Source organism: Bacteroides sp. GM023 (assembly GCF_014750685.1).
Taxonomy (GTDB): Bacteria; Bacteroidota; Bacteroidia; order Bacteroidales; family Bacteroidaceae; genus Bacteroides.
Map to the genome: position 1 here is coordinate 850,449 of NZ_JAAXGE010000003.1, position 21,242 is coordinate 871,690.

Here is a 21,242-nt window from a genome sequence, read left to right on the forward strand (position 1 = left end):
TCAAAACGTGGCGGGAAATTTGAAAAACACAATCGTCTTTTTCAAATTTCCCGCCACGTTTTAAAGAAGTCTAAAGTTAGTTTAGACCAGTGTCAATCTGTTGTTTATATAGTAATATCCATAAATTTTCATTCCATGTTATCTGTTTTAGGTCTTAAAAAGTACAATTGTAACCCTAGTGCGAGCGCAACTACAATACTTAGCATGGCAAATCCTTCGCCTAAACTTCCTCCATCTGTCCATTTTCCGAGCAATTGAGTCACGGCTGCTCCTGCAAAGACTCCTGTCATATTCATAATTCCATACGCTGTTCCTCTATATTTAGCAGAAACAAACTGGCATAGAATAGGCATATTATTAGCATCGAAAATTCCGAAACCAATGCCGAACAGCAATCCCGCACCTATGACACTGACGAATCCATGTCCGAAACCTAACAGCAATAAGGCAGGAATTGTCATCCCCAGTCCGATTGCTCCTGTATAAACACGTCCACGAATATTCTTCAGCACCCATCTATCCGACAAGAATCCACCAAGTATTACTCCGACAAATGAAGACAGAGCAATGGTAATCGTAGATATAGGCCCTGCCTGCGACATCGGAATATCCAAATTCTCAGCAAACAAAGTTGGTAACCAGTTCTTTGTAGCCCAACCCGGCAAACTCGGAGCCGCAAAATAAAACAATATCACCCAAAAGGAAATATTAGAGAACAACAACAATAATCCTTTCCCTATCGAATCGCCTTTGCTAACACCGTTTGCAACAACTTTTTCTATTTTCATCCGAATAGGATTCTCATGCAATAAGAAGATTAGGACTACAGAATAAGCAATGCCGACAATTCCAAACCAATGGAAAGTACTCTGCCAGGAAAATGCAGCCGCGGCCGTAGCACCAAACCCGCCGATAGCCTGACCGACATACAGCCCGGTCATATGCACTCCGATAGCTAACGAACGTGATTTATCCTGATGCCAGTCGGCAATCAGTGATAAAGCGGAAGGAATATACAGTGCTTCGCTAATGCCCATCACAGCACGCAAACCATATAATTGTTCGAATGTCGTTGCATATCCCATCAGGAAAGTCACGGCAGACCACACAAACAAACTCCCGACAATTAGCCATTTACGACTGAGCCTGTCTGCTATGATACCGGCAACTGGACTCATAAAGCCGTAAATCCAAAGAAATACTGCCATCAACGCACCGAAGGCTTCCGCTTTCGTCAGTTCTACAATATCTATTTTCATTGCTTCCTGCATTGTAGAAAGCATTTGTCTATCCATGTAGTTGAGCAACGCTACTACCCAAAGCAACGCAACTACTACCCATGGATAAATATTCTTATTTTTCATGGTAGTTGTATTTAAAAGATTTTTGAGACTGTTTTTTAGACTCTTACTTTGGCTATCAGTTTGCGTATCCAGCCTTTACCGATAGCCGGAGCATGGGGGGCTTCCGGGTATACGATGACAAATTGTCCGGGTAAGAGATTGATGAAAGTAGTAGGAACGTCGCCATAGAGAGCGCAATCACTCTTTTTATCATAAGCCTGCCTTTCCACTTTTAGTTCTTCCAGGGCTTTCCAACCAATCGTTTCTTTACCTTCAAGCAATATGTGCACGTCTATATAATCGTGATGCAGTTCTAATAAACGTTTCCCTTCAGCGATACATTCGGGATAGATGTTATTCACAATCAGATTATCACCATCCAGTCTGACAGTTCCCAGTTCTTCGTGTAGCAGGTCATGTGATTTCACGTAATCGAAAAGCTGTTTGAACAACGGGTGAAGTTTCTCCACCCGTTGGCTATGTTGTAAATTGGATACAATCATCTTATTTCTTTTTTATTTCAGACATTATTTCCTCACAAAGCATATATCCTTTTGTCATCATGCGGGGAATATGGAAAGGACCTTTAAACAAATTTCCCTTTGCCGGTTGCGCTACCGTACCATCCCGATGAAGATACCCATACCATTCTCCATATTCCTTATCCGGGAAATGGGCGTAAGTCCATTCACTGATTTGCCGATGCATTTCCAAGTATTTATCTTCTTTCGTTATCAGATAGGCATAGAGAGTGGCGATAATTGCTTCTGTCTGCGGCCACCAGAATTTCATATCCTGCGCGTAGTCTTGCGAAGGATGATTTTTGCAATCCCGGAAGTTGATAATACCGCCAAACTCTTTGTCCCAGCCCCACTCCCATGACCAGTCCAAAATCTGCAATCCCAGTTTTTCTATCTCTTTATCGCCACCCCTCGATTTTGCTTCTTCCAACAGGAACCAGGCTGTTTCGATACAATGTCCCGGATTGATGGTACGCCCCATATTGGTATCTATAAACTCACCATTCGGTCCTACTGTCTCCAGCAAAGCCTGAAATTCTGGATGCAGGAAATCATTCTTTAATTGAGCGATAGATTCATCAATCTGTCGCGTCAGACATTCGTCCTGGATAGCTTCCCGAATCCGGGAAGCTACATTTATCAGTATCATAGTGATAGAATGTCCTTTCATGGGAAGTGTATCCAAATATTTAGGCGCCAGCAATCCGGGAGTTTGCAGGAAATACTGCATACGTTTGAACAGTTCAAGCGCTTTTACTGCATAGGTTCTATCGCCCGATGCTATGGAGTATTCGGACATAGCTATGGCTGCAAATGATTCGGAGAAAATGTAACGCCGTTTGCGTAAAGGGCGTCCGTCTTCCGTTACTTCAAAGTACATATGTCCGTCCGTATCAAAGCAATACTTCTCTATAAAGTCAAGTGTGCTTTTCGCCGCATGCAGCCATGCCGGATTCTTTTCGATATGATTATAGGCATAAGAACAGGTAAAGGCAAAGCGCCCCTGAAACCAAACGGATTTCGTGGTATCCATCAATGTGCCGTCGCGGTCTACACAAGTATATATCCCGCCATTCACTGTGTCCAGTCCATGTTTCATCCAAAAGGGCATGATATTATTCTGCATATCTCCCTTGTAGGTATCCGCCCAATGCTGTATATATTCAGTTATATTCTTCATATTTCCCTCCTGTCAGAATTTATTGCAACGGTCGAAGAACCGGATTTCTTCCAGTTCCGCTTTCATTTGTCTTTCTTCGTCAGCGGTCATGTTTTGGAAGGGAGTACGGTTACCGCCCAAATCAAGATCGATTAGTTTCATGATACGTTTACCGCCGACAATATTCCCACGGAAATGGCAGATTACGTTAATCACTTCCTGCGAGAAATTTTGCAGTTCACGGGCTTTTTCCAAGTCACCGGATTTCCAGGCATCAATTATTCCTACCAAGTTGATACCATTATAATTGGTCGTTCCGCCAATTCCTCCTTGTGCTCCTCCCATTGCCAGGCAGGGAAGAATCGTTTCGTCCTGTCCGTGAAGCATATCAAACTTACCATCCTTATACAAACGGCATTGATTATATTCATATAGACTTTCAAAGGTGTATTTGATACCCGCAAAATTAGGGATACGATTCTCAACTGCTTTCAGGAAAGCAAGCATCGGCAGGAATGCTCCGTTAAATGCGGGAATATGATAATAATAGAAAGGCAGTTCCGGTGCTCCGGCGGCAATTTCTTCGCAGTACTTTACCAATTCTTCTATCCGCCCGATTTTCGGGAAAGGAGGTGCCATTGCACCAATTCCCCAAACTCCGATTTTCTGTGCGTGTTCCGCCAGCATCCGGCTCGACTTCACACAGCAGCTACCCACGTGCACAATCACTTTAAACCCTTTCGGGGCAACTTCCATCCAGCGTTCAGCCAGTTTCATCCGTTCTTCATCAGTCAGCATATACCCTTCCCCGGAAGAACCGTTGATAAACACACCTTTCAAGCCATTTTTTACAAGCAGCTTTGCATACGCTTCGATAGGTTCATAATTTACTTCTCCATTTTCATAAAACGGAGTAAAAGGAGCATTGATTAATCCTATAATCTTTTCCATAATACAGTTTCTTTTTAAAATTTATATTGATGTTCTATTTTTGTAAACCGGTACGTTGCGGGTTCTGTCCCTTCATCGGCCATGCAGAATCGGCATAGGAAGTTGCTCCCGACGAGATACATACCATATCCGACGCACCTGCCACAGCTTCGAGCCCCACATACAAATATCCTTTTGAATCCATCACCGGACTGGAGAAACATTTAACTCCCAGTTCTGCGGAAGCTAGCAAGCTGCCATCCTGTTTCACAATATAGTAGACGGCTTTGTCCGAGATGATATGGATATATCCCCTGTTATCGACGATAGGCACGCAGTTGTTTACATCATCCGTCGTAGCGTAATGCCATTTCAGAGAACCATCCGTATTCAGAGCGACCACACCTGCCGAAACTTCGCCGGTAACAGTTTTTCCGCCATTGGCATAAATCGTTCCATCTGCACCAATCGCAACACCACCGTTGAGAATGGCCCCCGGAGTCTTATATACCCATTTTTCCGTCCCGTCAGGATTCAAGGCTACTATGGCGCCGCCCGTTGTCAGTTCGGCTACGGTGTAAATCGTTCCGTCCGCTCCTATCGTGTAGGAGTTGCCTTTCAATGCGGTGCTGCCCAAATCTTTCTGATACACAAACTTTTGAGTACCCGTTGCAAAGTCATAACCGAAAGAACCGTTTTTGCCTGAAGAACCGAAATAAATCGCTCCGTCCTTGGATAAGGATATGCCGGACAATACTTCCACATCCAATGCTATTTCCTTGATAACACTACCTGCCGGGCTCAGGACAATCAGTTTCTTACCTCTATGTCCGAAATAGATATTACCTGAAGCATCGATAGCCGGAGTCACTGCGTATAGATTAGAGTCGGCCGCTTTATAAGCCCATTTCATGCTTCCGTCACTTCCCACAGCAAACAGGAACAATGCACGGGGATGTTCCGCATTCGCCGGTTTCAAGTCGCGAACTGTTATGTATATGTCTCCATTCGGTCCTACTGCCGGACTGGCATATACCATACTGGCTCCACCACCTGGATTCAGTTCGTTCATCTTGGCCGTTACATCGAATGCCCATCTTTGAGTTCCGTTGGCAGTATCATATGCGAAAAGTTTCACATCAAATGCTCCGGTAGCTGTCTGACTGGTAATCATGTAAACAGTCTTGCCATCTGCTGATAATGCGGGAGAAACAGTATTTTCGATAGGACCGCCCATTTCCTTTTGCCACATTACATTGATTGCTTTTGCCGGGTCCAGGATAGTAAGGTCTTTCTTTGTGCTGGCACGCAATCCGTTATTATCGGTAACGGTCAGTTTGATGGTAAATGTGCCATCCGTCCGATAGACAAACGTAGGATTCTGCTCCGTTGAAACAGATTTGGCAACATCTCCGAATTCCCATAGCCAGGACACAATCTGACTTCCTTCATCGGGGACGGAAGCATCTTTAAAGACAGCAGTCTGTCCTAATTCGTACATATCTTCACCGATGGTGAAATCTGCTTTTGCCGCAGTGTTATAATATACTTTATCTTCTTCGCATGAAGAAAACATAAGAATACAAATCAACGATACTAAATAAGTTACTTTATTCATAGTATTTATTTTTTAATTGGTTTTATCTATTCCGGAAATATTCAGTCCTGGACCTCCACCTGCAGTATAGCCCATACTTTCCCCATTCGTGGAAGGAGAAATCCAAAAAGCGAATAGTTCACCGTTGTCAATATAGAATTTCACTTTTATTGGTTTGTCTTTTAGAGAAGCCAGCGACGCATTGCCTGTCCATTCTATCCTGGCTTTTACGTTATCGCTTTTAAAGACTTTGCACTCGTCTTTAGAGAAGCCTTCGATTACTTTATTATCAGAGCCTAAAAGTTCAACTTTCATTCCTCCTGTAACGTTGGCATTCACAAAGAAGTAAGAGCCGTCAAATTTCAGTAAAGAGGTTTGCAATTCCCCTGTTCCTTTCATAGATGCAAATCCATCCCGGCGAAGCATAGCCAGTCCGGTGGTGGTGATTTCCTGTGTTCCTCTCAGGCGTCGGCCACTCAGATAGAAGTAGAGCTTATCGCCCACAATCAACGGAGTTCCGGCAACGGACTGTAAGTTGCCCTGATTCCAGGCATCCGGTGAGGTGGTGTTCACCGCATGGAAAGGATTCATGTCTTCACGAAACCAACTATATCCATCCCGGCTATATCCTACCATTACTTGATTTCTCTTAATCACATTGTCCGATGCGCATACATCATTTTCCGGGCCTTGCCAAACAGAGAAGAATCCCAGCATAATGCTTTCGTACGGAGTGGCATCCTGATTATATATCGCAGGAGCGATGTCCGGATAGTCAGGGTGGCGTTGTTCGTTCGCCCACGGACCGAACCAAAAGGCACTCAATAATGCTTCCGCTTTCTTTGTACCGGCTTGCGGGTCGGCATTTTCGTTATAATCCCTTGCACGAACTAATTTGTTTGCATCCACCCGGACGTTGTGCCGCATACTATATATCCATACGTTTCTGAACGGATTCTTATAGACTGTAGAACGGTCGGCAATCGGTTCCGATTGGGCGGTCGCACGCCATACTTTGCCATCTGAAGAAGTTTTATAATTATATCTCCATTTTCCGGCTTCCCGTGCCACTAAGAACATCTTGTATCTTTTCGAAGCATTACTTTCCTGCTTGTCTATCCAAACAACGGATGCGTCACGCTCCGAATTATAGTCAACGATGTTAGTTCCGGGCACAACAGAAAGAGCCGGTTTCGTCCAGTTAATGCCGTCCGTCGATTCCGCATAGCAAGTTACTCCTGCTCCACTGGTTGCATAAGAGCCGCCGCCTGCCATGTACCACATTTTGTATTTTCCCTCTTTTTCATCATACCACACTCCATCGCTGAATGGAGCGGCAAAGGCAGCACCTTTCGTTCCGGTCTTCTCCCAATCCTTATCCGGTGCCAATATCGGATTGCCCGAATAGTACTCAGGATAATAAAAGGTACGTTTCAGATTGGTAGATTCTATCAGAAAATTGTCTACGAATAACTGGCGTCCTACTGAAATATGAATGACAGAAGGTTTATCCGACAGATAAAAAGGTGACATTCCCTTTTCCAGTTCGGACGAAGATGAACGTACCGGGGGCCATTGTTCGGGTAGTCGAATCCCGTTGTATAACAGCCGCGGATCGGCCGGTTCTTCGCTAGGCGGAACTACTACCGATGGATTGTCATCTCCACCCGGAGTATCATCGCTACCACCACAGGCTATCAGCATACAGGACAACCAGAAGAATAATATATAAAAAAAACGTTTCATAGTCATTTATCTTTTTATTGATTCGCAGGAACATCTATACCACTGGCAGACAGTCCCGGTCCGCCACCGCTTGTATATCCACGGCTTTCCCCCGTTTGCCACGGAGAAATCCAAAATGCGTAAATATCAGCATTATCCAAATAGAACTTCAATCGGACGGGTTTTCCGGTAAGCGATGCTATATCCTGCTGTTTCTTCCACGTAATCAGCAGTTTTGTTTTATCCGTTTTCTTCACCAATACACAGTCTTTCCGGGTGAATCCTTCCAATGGATTTCCATCCGCATCCAAGACTTCGACGGACAGGCTCCCTTTCACATCTGCATTGACAAAGAGGTATTTGCCATCAAAAGTAATTTTCTCGGTCAGCAGGTAGCCGCCTTTATCCCCATGCATGGATATGAAACCATCCCTGCGCAAAGTTGCCAGCCCGGTAGAAGTATAGCTATCCCACATAATCTTGTTTCTTTGTCGTCCGCTGGAATAGAAATAGAGTGAATCCCCCACTACCAAAGGTACACCGTTGATAGACTGCATATTTCCCCAATTCCACGCTCCTTCTGTCTCATTCACTGCCATGAAAGGCTTGAAAGAGGGACGGTAGAAATGGAAACCGTCACGGCTGTAACCCAGGAAGATTTCGTTCTTCTTCTGAATACCCAGTTTGGCGCAAACTCCATTTTCCGGGCCTTGCCATACGCTGTACAGTCCCAACATAATGCTTTCATAGGCAATGGCATCGAAATTATAGATACCCGGATCTACTTCCGGGAACTTCGGATGACGCGGTTCCTTATCGCTCGGAGTAAACCAGTAGACTATATTTTTATCGGGTACTCCTTTTCGGATACGATGCGCGAAACTTACCGCTTCTTCGGGATCCTTGTTTTCCAAATAGCTACGTGAGCGGGAAGATACATTAGTTCCATAGCGCATACTCAATGCCCAAACATTACGGAAGGGATTGTAGAAGACGGATGAGCGGTCATATAAATCACCGGACTGCGCCACTCCTTCTCCCCAATGAATTCCATCGGACGAATATTTCAGGATAAATTGCCATCGGCGGTCAGTGGGACGGCGTTCTACGTTGAACATTTTATATCGTTTGGACGGGTCTTTCTCCTGCTTATCCAACCAAATGGTAGCTGCATCACGATTGCAGGTATCTACGATATTGGTATGATTCCAAATATCCAGTGTGGGTTTTGTCCAGTGCTTGCCATCTTCGGATTCGGCATATCCGGTATAGAATGTCTGATTGTCTCCTTTATGAAGAACACCTGCACCAGCCAGATACCACATTTTGAACTTCCGGTCTTTTTCATCATACCATATTCCGTCACTGAAGGGGGCTGCGTAGAGTCCGCCTTCGGTTGTCTTTTCCCATTCCTTATCAGGCTCGAGTACCGGGTTTCCTTCATAAAACCGGGGAGTATGGATTACTTTTTCCAGGTTCGTTTCCGCAATCAGGAACGAGTCAACAAATAGTTGCCGCCCTACATTTACGGGGATTACTTCAGGCTTCTGCGTTAGATAGGACATCGGCATATCCTGTGCCTTTTGTGGCTCCCCATAGCGGGGAGGCCATTGTTCAGGCAAGTGGATACCATTATAAAGTACTTCTGTTTGGGCAATAGTCAGGCCCGGTACTAACAAACTGAAGAGTAGTACCGCTATATTTTTTATGTTTATCATGCTAGTTCTTTCTTATTTAATATCCCGGATTATTTTCTGTGATATAAGGGTTAGAATTCACTTCATTGATAGGAATCGGGAGCCATTCATGTTTATGGGTGACGAATCCTTTGAAATCATCTGCTGATATGAATTTCTTGAAGTTAGGGTCAGACTCTTGCAACTCTGCAAAGCGGCTGGATAGTTTGCCCCAACGGAGTAAATCATAGAAACGATGTCCCTCTAAGGCAAATTCCAAGATTCTTTCATTCTGGATATCAGTCATGGTTACAGAAGGCAGATCGCTAAGGTTGGCACGGCCGCGTACTTTGTTTACTGCTTGCAAAGGAGTCATGTCCGACGCTTGTGCGCCGCCGCTTACGACAGCTTCCGCATACATCATCAATACATCTGCATAACGGATATACCGCCAATTCACACCGTGCGCGCGGGGCTGATTATAGACATATTCCTTGACGCCTGCACCTACACCAATCAGCTTGGGTGTTCCGTCTGCTTCTGTCTGTACAGGCATGGAGCAATCAATTCCTTTCTTAATACCCGCTTTAAACGGATGCGCCAAAGGATTGGATACGGTGGCAAATCCTTCTTTTCCGTTCTTTGCCGGATAAAGTTCTTCCCATTTGTAGCCGCCGGGGCCTTCCAGACGTATCGGCTGTCCGCCGGCGTCATTTCTCAAATGTATGTTCGCATCGAGGTCATTGAACATCATTGTAGAGAACATACGGATATCTGTATGACCATCTTTATCTATTGAATTCACAAATGCGTTGTAAAGCCAGTTGTGTACCACTCCTTCATAGCCTACTCCTGCTCCTGGCAACATCAATCCACGCGAATCGAATGCCAGGCCGGAAGTGGCAAGTCCAGGATTAAATCCTGCATTATCAACATCACCCAGGAATTGGAATTCAAGAATGGATTCTTCGTTGTTCTCATGGGCGACATCGAAGTTATCCGCATAATTAGTAGTCAGGTCATAAGTTCCGTATTTCCCATCTATAATGTCGGCAAATTCTTTGGCAGCTTCACTGTAAAATGTAGTCTTGTCTTCGCCATAATAGGATTCAATTCCACTACGATAGAGGTAGGCTTTTCCCAATAAAGCGGCTGCAGATGCTTTTGTTACACGACCTGCGTTTTTGCTGTCCCAGTATCCTTTTACGGGCAACAGTTCTTTGGCATGTGCCAGGTCTTCCTGGATAAAACTCCATACATCGGCAGGTTTCTCCAACGGACGTACATAGTCATCGCCATTTCGCGGCATCTGTCTGATTGGAGATATGTTACGGAAATTAATCAATAGGTAATAATGAGCGAATGCCCGCCAAAAATAGGCTTCACCTATGTATGCGTTCCGTAGCTCCTCATTACCGCTGAAATCAACAGACGGAGCGGTTTCAATGATATAGGACGCTTGCGAAGCAGTAGTGTACATTAATGTATAAGGTTGCTCGATAGTGTAATAACTGGCATTGAGGTCTGCCCCGAACATACCCGGTTTCCCATAATCCGAGTTGGATGATGCTTCATCGGAACGAATAATCGTTGTTTTGGAACCGGAAGCTCCCAGGCAACGCTGCGTAGACATATACCCGTACATGGTCATTACTGCGTCATTGACAGCGGACGGACTGGTGAAATAAGCTCCCATACTCGGCTGGTTCGGATTAATCGCCAGGTCATCGAAGATACCGTTGCATCCGTGCAATGTCAAGCCGCCCGCCAAGATAAATGCGGCATATACTTTTTTATAGTTTTTCATATGAATCATGTTTTTAGTTATCAGAATGATGCGTTAAACCCAAAGGTGAATGTTCGGGCATTGGGGTATGAACTGATGTCGATACCACGTGAGAACAATACGTTCGAACTAACTTCGGGGTCGTAACCTGAATATTTGGTGAGTGTAAACAGATTCTGTACGCCTGCATATACACGCAGTTTGTTGAATCGAATCGCTTCCAGCCACTTTTTAGGTAATGAATAGCCCAATTGAAGGTTCTTCAAACGTAAATAGGAACCGTCTTCCACATAAAATTCACTGGGCAATGAGTTACCGCCACTTGTATTTTGAGTTTTCATGATAGGTATACCTGTATTCTTATTGTTTTTTGACCATCCGTTCAGGGCATCTTTGACTACATTGTTAGAGTAGTCGAAGTAATAAGTGTATTTTTTCTGATTGAATATATCATTTCCTTGTACCCCCTGGAAAAAGATGGTCAGGTCAAAGTCCTTGTACTCCATATTGATATTCAGGCCGTATGTGAAATCCGGGATAGGGCTACCCAAAATCACTTTGTCATTGGCGTTGACTACTCCATTCTTATCCGTATCCTCAAAGATGAAGTTTCCTTCCGCGTCAAAGCCTTCTATCTTGTAGCCATAGAATGAACCGATAGCTTCTCCCGGCATGGTAATGGAAGGTGCATCGTTAAAATAGCCATTCATTGCGCCGGAAGTAATCGGCTGTACGTTTTCTCCCAGTGACAACACTTTATTTTTCAGGGTTGCGATATTGAATGTCGCGTCTATATGAAAATCTTTCGTCAACTGTTTCCTGTAATTCATCATAAACTCCCAACCGGTATTCTTTACGGAAGCTGTGTTGACATACGGTTTCTCACGCGAGCTGTTGATTTCAAAGATTTGTCCGGAAGACAGGTTCAAGTCAATCTGTGCCAGCAAATCCACATTCTTCTTTACGAAATAATCCAAAGATAAAGTCAGGTCGTTATTGAAGAACCCCAACTCAATACCGATATCGGTGGTCTTTGCAGTTTCCCATTTCAGGTCTTTCGATTTCAGATAGGCAGCACGTCCTGTCACATAGCGTTCTCCGCCTACTGTGTAGGGAATAGGACCATAAGCGATAGCATCGAAATTGTAGGGGTTGAGGAAGTTTGCTCCCAACTCACCATAACTGGCTCTGAGTTTCAATTTACTCATTACAGGATTTTGGAACCATTTCTCCTGATGTACATTCCATCCGGCGGAAACAGAGGGGAAGTAGCCTACTCTATTATCTTTATGGAACTTGGAAGATTCATCACGGCGGATACTGAGAGACAGCAGATATTTATTGTCATAATCATAGTTCACACGGGCGAAGAAAGAGAGCAATGCCGCATTGCTGTTGCCTGCCGAAATCTTGCCATCCTCATTTTGGAATCCGGTAATATCCGTTCCTCCCAAATCGTTAATTGTGGAGTTGGTCATGTAGCGGTAGTATTCTCTCATCCAGCTTGTACCCAGTAAAGCGTCTATGGAGTGACGAGCTATTGTCTTGTTGAAAGTCAGCAAGTTATCAATCGTATAAGTAAATTCTTCTCCCCTTGTTTCGGATACGCTGTTGCGTGTGTTGCCGTAATCTTTATCGGGCGTTCCATCTGAATTCCATTTGGTGTAATATTCGGGAGTATGGGTGTAATTATGCTTGTTGCTATAATTTCCACTTAATGATAATTTGTATTTTATTCCTCCCCAAATATCCAGTTGGGCGTTCAAAGAACCAATCAAATCCGTTACTTTATTAAATTGATCCGTATAATGTAACGGAGCAATTTTATTCTGCGCCTTGCCATCTTCAGGATTAATGTAATAATCCGGACCGCCGGAAGTGAATCGTCCCTGTTCATCATAGATAGGCAACGTTGGCAGTGCGATGTTGAAAGCCGTTGTAGGAGTCTTGTCCTTATGGGTCAGTCCGAGAGTTTCGGTAAACGAGAAACGACCTTTCTTATAAGAGGTATTCAGGCGGAAGTTATAACGTTTGTAATCCGAATAAATCGTCATACCTGTTTGGTCAAGATAACCCAGGCTCGTGCTGAAAGTCGAGTTATCGCCACCTCCTGCGATACTGGCATTCAGATTCCATACCGGAGCAAATTGAATCCATTCTTTTGACCAGTCGGTGTTCAGGTTAGGATTCGTCGGGTTGTCATTTTCCGGTGCGTGGGGCAGGCCGCTATTATCCGCTACCATATTCGCAAATGTTCTCCATTCTGTTGCATTCAGAAAATCAGGGATATTGGTAGGCGTTTGGAACGCAAACGAACCGTCTATCTGAATAACAGGCTTACCGGATTTTCCCTTTTTGGTAGTAATCAAAACAACACCATTGGCTGCCCGTGAACCGTAGATAGCTGCTGCCGCACCGTCTTTCAGCACTTCGATGGATTCAATATCATTGGGATTTAATGAGCTTAATCCGGCATTACTGAATGCACCGTCAATCACATACAACGGCTCGGTAGCACCAAAAGAAGCGGCACCGCGAATCACGATGTTTACATCTGCTCCCGCCACACCGGCTTGCTGTACGATGTCCACACCCGGAGTACGTCCCTGCAAGGTAGAAGCAACATTGGAAGATACCTGTTTGCTGATTTCCTGGGAAGAGATGGAAGCGACGGCACCTGTCAGGCTCGATTTCTTCTGCACACCGTAACCAACCACTACTACCTCATCCAGCACTTCCGTATCGTCCTGCAATTGAATGGAATATGAATTTCTGTTTCCTACCCTTACTTCCTGTGTTTTATAACCAATGTAGCTAACCGCCAAGAGTGCATCTGCCGGAGCATCCAGTGTAAAGTTACCGTCCACATCTGTCACAGTACCTGTCCCCGCTCCTTTCACCAAAACACTGGCGCCAATCACCGGCTCTCCTTTGGTATCTGTCACTGTTCCCGTTATCTTCTTCATTTTCTGATTTCCCTGTGATGCAACGGGGGCTTCTTTTGCTTTCAGGTATATTTTCTTCTCTCCAATTTCATAAGCCACATTGGTACCCGCAAATAAGTCATCTAATACTTTGGAAAGGTCTTTGTCTTTTGCCTGAACGGAGACAATCCGTTCGGGGTTGACAATCGTACGGCTGTAAGCTACCGTAAGTCCTGTTTGTTTGGTAATGAGCGAAAATACTTTCTCCAACTTGACTTGTTGAAGATTCATTGTTATTTTCTGAGCCGATGCCGCAAGGCTTACAGCAAAGCTCAATAACAATACAAGCAATACTCTGTTCTTCATACTTAGTTTGTTTAAAGTTATAAATTGATTCCTAATCTCTTTGTATTTAGTGGACACACGAGATCAGGAAGCGGGTGAGACAATATACGTTTTTTTTCGAAGTTTCTTTGTTTATCAAAAAGTTAATCTAGTTAGTTCGTTCATTTTCAACGGAATAGTGTTTGTTATTTATGGAGATAAAAAAAAGAAATAGAAAGAAAAAAGTCCTTCCGGTTTTCATTCGGAAGGACTTTCTATAATTATTAATTATTATCATTCGGGGATAGTGACGCTATCTTGATGATATAGTGACGCTATCGGTCGGGGATACCGACACTATCACAACAGGATAGCGTCACTATGTTTTTTTTCGGAAATCTAATAAAGTTCCTTGTGTACCAACTCGTCAAAGAGCTTTGCATACTTTTCTGCAACCGCTTCAGCGAATATCTTTCCTCTCTCTGCGGAAGCTCCTCTCGGATTGCCTACACCAGTATCCTCGGAAATCTTTTTCCAGTTTCTTGGAATCCATGCCACTTTCTCATTCAAAGACTCCACGGCAAATGTTTTATATTCGCCTGAGCCAGCTTCTTCCAAATTGACCAGTTCGGGATGATAATGCATCATGACCGAAGTTTCGAGTTCGTCCGCATGGTCGCCCGGATTCTCAAAATAATCTTTGGCTTTCAATACGGTGTACCATTCGCTCGATGCTATCAGGAAATCGGGATAGTCTACGGACAGGTCACGAATCATACTCTTGAATGTATTTCCGCCGTGGCCGTTGATAATCACTAATTTCCGGATACCCTGGGCGTAAAGGGAAGACACAATATCGGTCAGTATGGCTTTCTGAGTTTCATAACGGGTATGGATGCAGAATGGCAGTTCCCGTTGTCCCGGATTTTGAGAACCCATAGTCACAGGTGGCATTACCATGCAATTTACATTATATTTATTTTGAGCTATCAAGGCGGCGTCTACTGCTACATCGTGAGAAAGAATACAATCCGTCATATAGGGCAGATGCAAGTTATGAGGTTCAGTAGCTCCCCAAGGCAATGCCACGATATCATATCTCCTGTCTTTTACTTTTCCATAACAAGATACGGACAAATCAACTTCTTTATTCATATTATCTTTTTATTTGAGTGTTTTTACTATTTCATTTTTACTATGACTTCTTTCTTATCTTCATTATAGTCGAACTTCACCGGAGCAATTTTTTCCAAATCCATCAAGACTTTTTCCAGTAAGGTATTGTCCGATGTCAGTGTATATACATAGGTCAGGGCACGTTCATCTTCTATCTTGAAATCTACGTCATACCAGCGGTTCAGGACTTTGATTACTTCCGGCAACGGGGTATCTTTAAATACGAGTACGTTCTGTTTCCACATTGACAGACGGTGCATATCATCCATTTTGGAAATGGTGCACTGGCTACTTACCTTATTATAAACCAATCTTTCGCCGGGAAGCACCGGATATTTCTTTTCAGTAGGAAGAGTCAGGTTTATGTTTCCTTCGTCCAGGCATACCACAATATCTTTGTTCTCCGGGTAATCCTGTACGTTGAAAGAGGTTCCCGTTACCTGAATGGCAGGACCGTTCAGATTAACAATGAAAGGACGTTTTTTATTCTTGGCTACAACGAAGTAGGCTTCGCCTTCAAGATAAACTTCGCGGCTGTTCAATGCGAATTTCTTTGGATATTTCAGTTTCGAATCGGAATTGATATATACTCTCGTTCCGTCCTGAAACATGATTTGTATCCGTTCTCCTTTGTCTACGATGACTTCTTCATATTCAGAAGTTCCGAACAGGTCGACTTTGGAATTCAGTTGTATATAGAATCCGACAATGAACAGTACAGGTATCAGTACCGCCGCCACTCTGAAACAAATGCGTTTCAGCTTTTTCATCCGAATATTCTTTCGTATCTGTTCCAACATCTGTCCGGAAGGAATATCATGATTCACATACAAATCCGCCACTTCGTTTTTTATCAATTCCGAGTCCCGTGTCATTGCGGCTTCCAGATAGTCACTGCCTTCTTCGGTAGTAAACCATTCGGCTACCGACTTTGCATCTTCCGGGGTGGCAATTCCTGCCAGTACTTCTTCTATTTGTTTATCAGTAGGTCTGTTCATCTTTATCACTTTATTAAATGGACACTCAAGACAGTCATCAGAGTGGTGAATACAACAATTATTAACATCTTACTTAAATGGATACGGAGAAGTTTCAACGCTTCCGAATAATGCGTTTTGATGGTATTTATGGATAAGTTCATCCGTTCCGCTATCTCCTGATTCGTCAGTTCTTCCTGAACTTTCATCAGACAGATATCCCTTTTCTGTGCAGGAAGCATATCCACCGCTTTATAAAAGCTAGACATCAATTCTTTCTTTTCTAAATTCTCTATCAGATTATCTTCGTAGGGGGAAGCTGCTTGTGCCATCTCGTAGTTCTTTGCAATCGCACTGTTTTCATTACGAATCAGGTTCAGGACATGATTTTTCGTCATTGTAAAGAGGTAGTTTTTCAGGCTGATTCCGACACGCAGTTCTGAACGAAATTCCCACAAACGGGTGAAGACGTGCTGTACTACATCTTCTGCCATATCGGAACTCATTAAATAACGGTAAGCTAATACATACAATAGTTTATGGTATCTTTCATAAGCTTGGGTGAAAGCTCTTTCATCACCTTGTTCTATCAAGGCAAAGAGTTTTTCATCATCTGTATTAGCGTATGGGGCAATCTTGTTTTGCATTCTCCGGATTTTGTTTATTTGTTTCCAAAAGAACAAAAAGTGTATTACTTGCTTCTATCTTTAGAAAAAGCAAATGTAGCAAATTACTTAGAAAACATGAATGTATTTATGAAAAAAGTCCCCGATTAACAATTCCCTTTTTCTAATGAGGAATTATCAATCAAGGACTCCATCCACTAACTAATTAACAAATAGATTACAAACGATAGGTAATAGTTCTTTCTTCCGGAGAATCAATCCAAAGACGCCATGTATTTTCAGATACTTTTTCTGTTGTTCCTATGTTGGCTTTCGGTTGACGCTTGCTCTTAATGGTAAGGTAGCCTTTGCCTTCCGTAGCTTTTACTTTGATTGTTTTCTTGTCCATATAGATATGGATGTCTCCATTCGGAGTAGGCACGGTACCTTCCATCCATTTCAATCCTCCCAATACGGGAGCAATGGAGAATTCCTTATATCCTTCTTTTACAGGTTTTACTCCCAAGTAATATTTGCCTAACAGATAGATAGGGCTTGCTCCCCAGGCATGACAGAGACTCTTTCCGTAAGGACGGCCATACATGGCAAGATGCTGTGTTCCCGTTTCTTCGGGGTTATATTTCTCCCAAAAAGAGGTTGCACCTTCTTTCAACATACCTCCCCAATAGGCTTTCATTTCTTTCATCACTGCGTCTTGTTCACCAAGCGCACAGAGGGCTTCCAGTTCGTAAAAACGCATATAGGGGGTTGTTATTTTCAATATATTATCATTTAGTAGAACTGAGTTTTTAATAGCTTGTTGCTTCTTATCATCCAAGTATTGAAAGAATACGGAAAACATATTTGCATAGCGGGTCACTGCATCACTTTGCTGACCGTTCACACAATTGTGTACAAAGGCTTGTTTTTGGTCATTCCAAAAAGTCGGTTCCAACTTTGATTTCAAAGCATCAGCCAGTTTTTCATATTTCTGTTTACTATCTGTATCTCCGACCAGGTCTGCACACAGAGCCATTGTTTCAAGGCTTCTACAGAAAAGAATTTGTTCAAAGGAAAGTTCTCCCTTCTTATCCAAATAACCGTCTGCCCAATCTACAAATACCCAGTCACCGGTCATTCCTTCCACCATGCCATTCTTATTGGTACGTCCCAGTACGTAGTCCATCATCGTCTGCATACGCGGATAGAGTTGGGTTACGAAATGACGGTCACCGCTATACATATAATAATCGTATACGCTGAGGAACCAATAGAATGTATAATCCATGATTGTATTACTATGGCTCGTCACAGGGTCTTTACCACGAAGCAGCCAAATAGTGCGTTTCACTGATTCATTATCGAAGAAAAGATAGTAATTCATCAGATAACTTTGGATGGCATCACCGCTCCATACCCAACGGTCGCGCTTGATACCGTCAATGAAAAACTCACGGGTGGTGAGATGCATCGTATAGGCTCCCACTTCCCAAATCCGGTTCAGTTCTTCATCATTGCAACGGAAGCTGCCACGATACTCTTCGGGGAGATATTCATATTGCATGGAGACATCACCGATTGTTACTCCCGGTTCGTGAGTGATATAGACATAACGGAAAGCCTTGCTGTTCTCTAATGTATATTCATTATCAAAATCGTTCAAAGGAGATATACTGCGTATGGCAAGGTCGGTTATCTGCCCCTTTTCTAATAGAAATTTATCTAAGGTTTCACAATAGGCTTTATCTTTGGCTTCTTCCGGGCTTTCACCATAATAGATTTCAATAGTGCCTTTTCCTGAAAGATTCTTCAGGGTGATATAGCCGAAAGTTTCTTTTCCGAAGTCATATAGAATACCGCCTTCGGGTTGTTCTGCCTTGGAGGCGGGTTGATGCGGTTCACGCATTAATTTGAACTGTGAAGGACGTTGGGTAGCTCCGTCAAAGTTCCAGCATCCGGCATCCATGTAAATAGTGGCGGATGTGTCACTGGCTTTACCGCTTTCGTCAATCCATTCTTTATCCTCATATGTCACCCGCCAGGAAGAATCAGAGTTGACAGTTTTTCCTTTTACATAGATTGCAGGTGGAGTAGACTGATTCCAAACCTTTATATTCAAATTGTGCTTACCGGCAGGAAGAGCCATCGTTTCCGGCATGCCGAATTGGAGTTTTCCGTCTAGCTTAACGCTGTATTTCCCTTCGGCAGCAATGAATATTTCTTCCGGTTCGGCGAGATTCAGTTGTTTGCTGAACTCTACGACTACATAGTGGCTATCTGTCTTCCAAAAAGGTGGAAAAAATGCACCACGTTCCGTACGTCTGTTGTTCATTTGGTTGCCTAACCAAATTTCATAATCTCCCGGATACCATATCCAGGTTTGTGCAAATGTGCTGCTTGCCAAAGACAAGGCAGCTAGTAATATCTTATATTTCTTTTTCATTGTTCTTTCTATTGCTAACAAACTGCGTTATAAGAAGTAATTCGTTCCACTATGGTTGTTGTTTAGTTCCACATCTGTTTCCCTTTAGTTCTACAATTGTTTTCTTTTAGTTCCACATCTGTGTAACGAATCATGTCTTACAATTAAATGAGTTATCACTCACTATCGGATATTCTGCAAATCCTTGTATTCACTCTCCAAACCTGCACGTTCACGAATAGCAGTATCCACTTTCGGACCATTATTCTCCCATACATTACCGGGGCCGTTGGCATTTTGCAAATACTTCTCTCCTTCCGTCCAGTTATCACGAACCGTAATAAAAGAAGAGCCTTCATCCGTATAAAGATAAAACCAATGATTCGGGTCATGTACATAACTTGGTTTATAAATACTATGAACACAATTCTCTGTCACATAGCTTTTAGGTTGGGAACCAAGCGTGTAAATCCCGGCTACATCATACATATGCTTCGCATAATGATGAATCAGATTAGCATGTACATGGTTATTGCGCATACAATTTACAGTCTGCGTCCATCCCCAACCAAGGCTGATACCACTATAAGGAACTTCACAAATCTCGTTATGCTCTATATGTATATCCCTCACATATCCTGCCGCAATAGCAAGACATCCCCAGTCTTCATTACCAATCTCTGTAAAATAGCAATTATTGATTTGCTGATAGGCGCATACTTCCCGACTGTCAGCAGGATCATAAGGCAAATGCGTTTCATGGGCAGCCGGAGAAAAACTGCCAACCAGTAAACCATTCCCCGCAATATCACGGAAAAGGCAACCACGAACAACACCACCCTGAACAGCTTCTTCATAATCCAACCCCGTAGAACCTAAATGTTCAAAACTGCAACGCTCAAAATCAATCTGACTCGCAGCTATTACACTAACAGCTGCTGCTGGACGTCCTAGCCATCCTTGATTATCCAATTGATGATTCAAATAATCCCGTTGCATTTTAGGGTCAATGCGATATCCATCCGTCAAGTACATTCCTGCCTGAAGCGGTACGTGTCCTTTCTCTGACGGACGCATCCAGGTAGTATAAGAAAAAGTAATCTTCTCAAAGCGGATATTGGAGACGGGACGGTCTAGTGTCCCTTCTATTTGCACCAATGTTTCAACAGCAGGTACTATCACTTCTGTACTCGCATCCTGCATCTTCTCCCCTTCCCGTGGATAATAATAAACCTTACGGGCTTCTATATCATGGTACCATTCTCCCGGCACATCCAACAGTTCACGGGCATTTGTCAGATAGAAAGCGGAGTTATGTCCGTCCGTTGTTACCATCGGTCGCGGCCAGGGATGCTCGAACTGAATCCGGCTTTCCGGCTGATGAAAACGTATCGCCGCACTATCTCCCTGCATTTCAATAGAACGAATACGGAGATTGGCGACACACCACATTTGATGAAGTACCATTTCAGCATATCGAGCCTTCAAATTCCCTTTGCTGTCTACGAGCTTACGCATCGCAACCGCAGGAACATAAAGAATTTCGTTCTTCTCATCTACACTGCAAATGCGATTCATCTTCTCGAAATCTTCCACATCCCGTGCACGAACAGCCTTTTCTCCATTCACCCATAACTGACGGAAATCCAACGGCCGTCCATTAAATGCCGAGACATCTGCCACCCACACTTTTCCTTGTTTCTTCCAGTCATTGATACGGATACCACCGCTCAATATAACCTTTTTATCGGCTGCGGCACGAATCATTGTCGGAGACTCTTTCGTACCACTATCTTCCGGTCGGATAAACACCGGCTCATAAAGGGCATACGTTCCTCCTTCCATATAGATAGTGATTCCTCCCCGGACACGCTCATCTCCTGTCCTGCGCCACTCACGTGCTTGTCGTAAAGCAGAAGTCAGAGTCGCTTTCGGAGATTGGCGGGTACCGTCGTTCAAATCACTGCCCTGGGGAGAAATCCATATCTCACCCGCTGACAACAGATAAGTACACAACAGGCATATAGTCGTTAAAAATAACTTTCTCATAGTTCTTCTTTCGTTTCTGTATAAGAGA

General features: G+C 43.5%; 14 protein-coding genes. All 14 read right to left on the reverse strand.

Features of this window, described 5'->3' with window-relative positions; translation table 11 throughout:
* Positions 1 to 128: 128 nt before the first annotated feature.
* The 14 genes from HC965_RS10170 to HC965_RS10235 all read right to left on the reverse strand — a co-directional run bounded on the left by HC965_RS10170 (position 129) and on the right by HC965_RS10235 (position 21,214).
* Complete coding sequence (locus HC965_RS10170; RefSeq protein WP_191031371.1) at positions 129 to 1,364, reverse strand: MFS transporter; 1,236 nt, start codon at positions 1,362 to 1,364, stop codon at positions 129 to 131.
* Positions 1,365 to 1,399: 35 nt separating this feature from the next.
* Positions 1,400 to 1,846 carry a YhcH/YjgK/YiaL family protein gene (locus HC965_RS10175; protein ID WP_191031372.1) on the reverse strand — a complete coding sequence of 149 codons (447 nt, stop codon included), beginning with the start codon at positions 1,844 to 1,846 and terminating at the stop codon, positions 1,400 to 1,402.
* 1 nt (position 1,847) lies between these two features.
* On the reverse strand, positions 1,848 to 3,044 hold the full coding sequence (locus HC965_RS10180) for an AGE family epimerase/isomerase (RefSeq protein ID WP_191031373.1): 1,197 nt from the start codon (positions 3,042 to 3,044) through the stop codon (positions 1,848 to 1,850).
* Between the two features lie 12 nt (positions 3,045 to 3,056).
* Positions 3,057 to 3,974, reverse strand: a complete 918-nt coding sequence (locus tag HC965_RS10185; protein ID WP_191031374.1) for a dihydrodipicolinate synthase family protein — start codon at positions 3,972 to 3,974, stop codon at positions 3,057 to 3,059.
* Between the two features lie 34 nt (positions 3,975 to 4,008).
* The gene (locus HC965_RS10190) at positions 4,009 to 5,571 is read right to left on the reverse strand and encodes a PQQ-binding-like beta-propeller repeat protein (protein WP_191031375.1); all 1,563 of its coding nucleotides are present in this window, start codon (positions 5,569 to 5,571) and stop codon (positions 4,009 to 4,011) included.
* Between the two features lie 12 nt (positions 5,572 to 5,583).
* Positions 5,584 to 7,296 carry a hypothetical protein gene (locus tag HC965_RS10195; protein WP_191031376.1) on the reverse strand — a complete coding sequence of 571 codons (1,713 nt, stop codon included), beginning with the start codon at positions 7,294 to 7,296 and terminating at the stop codon, positions 5,584 to 5,586.
* 14 nt (positions 7,297 to 7,310) lie between these two features.
* Complete coding sequence (locus tag HC965_RS10200) at positions 7,311 to 8,993, reverse strand: hypothetical protein (protein WP_191031377.1); 1,683 nt, start codon at positions 8,991 to 8,993, stop codon at positions 7,311 to 7,313.
* A gap of 16 nt (positions 8,994 to 9,009) precedes the next feature.
* On the reverse strand, positions 9,010 to 10,758 hold the full coding sequence (locus tag HC965_RS10205; RefSeq protein ID WP_191031378.1) for a RagB/SusD family nutrient uptake outer membrane protein: 1,749 nt from the start codon (positions 10,756 to 10,758) through the stop codon (positions 9,010 to 9,012).
* A 20-nt stretch (positions 10,759 to 10,778) separates the two neighbouring features.
* Positions 10,779 to 14,027 carry a TonB-dependent receptor gene (locus HC965_RS10210; protein ID WP_191031379.1) on the reverse strand — a complete coding sequence of 1,083 codons (3,249 nt, stop codon included), beginning with the start codon at positions 14,025 to 14,027 and terminating at the stop codon, positions 10,779 to 10,781.
* A 357-nt stretch (positions 14,028 to 14,384) separates the two neighbouring features.
* Positions 14,385 to 15,140 (reverse strand): creatininase family protein, encoded by a 756-nt coding sequence (locus HC965_RS10215; protein WP_191031380.1) that lies wholly within the window; start codon positions 15,138 to 15,140, stop codon positions 14,385 to 14,387.
* Between the two features lie 26 nt (positions 15,141 to 15,166).
* The gene (locus HC965_RS10220; RefSeq protein WP_191031381.1) at positions 15,167 to 16,159 is read right to left on the reverse strand and encodes a FecR family protein; all 993 of its coding nucleotides are present in this window, start codon (positions 16,157 to 16,159) and stop codon (positions 15,167 to 15,169) included.
* Positions 16,160 to 16,164: 5 nt separating this feature from the next.
* Positions 16,165 to 16,785, reverse strand: a complete 621-nt coding sequence (locus HC965_RS10225; RefSeq protein ID WP_191031382.1) for an RNA polymerase sigma factor — start codon at positions 16,783 to 16,785, stop codon at positions 16,165 to 16,167.
* Between the two features lie 196 nt (positions 16,786 to 16,981).
* Positions 16,982 to 19,186 carry an alpha-L-rhamnosidase C-terminal domain-containing protein gene (locus tag HC965_RS10230; RefSeq protein ID WP_191031383.1) on the reverse strand — a complete coding sequence of 735 codons (2,205 nt, stop codon included), beginning with the start codon at positions 19,184 to 19,186 and terminating at the stop codon, positions 16,982 to 16,984.
* A 162-nt stretch (positions 19,187 to 19,348) separates the two neighbouring features.
* A complete protein-coding gene (locus tag HC965_RS10235) occupies positions 19,349 to 21,214 on the reverse strand; it encodes a right-handed parallel beta-helix repeat-containing protein (protein ID WP_191031384.1) in 1,866 nt (621 codons plus the stop codon).
* Positions 21,215 to 21,242 lie beyond the last annotated feature (28 nt).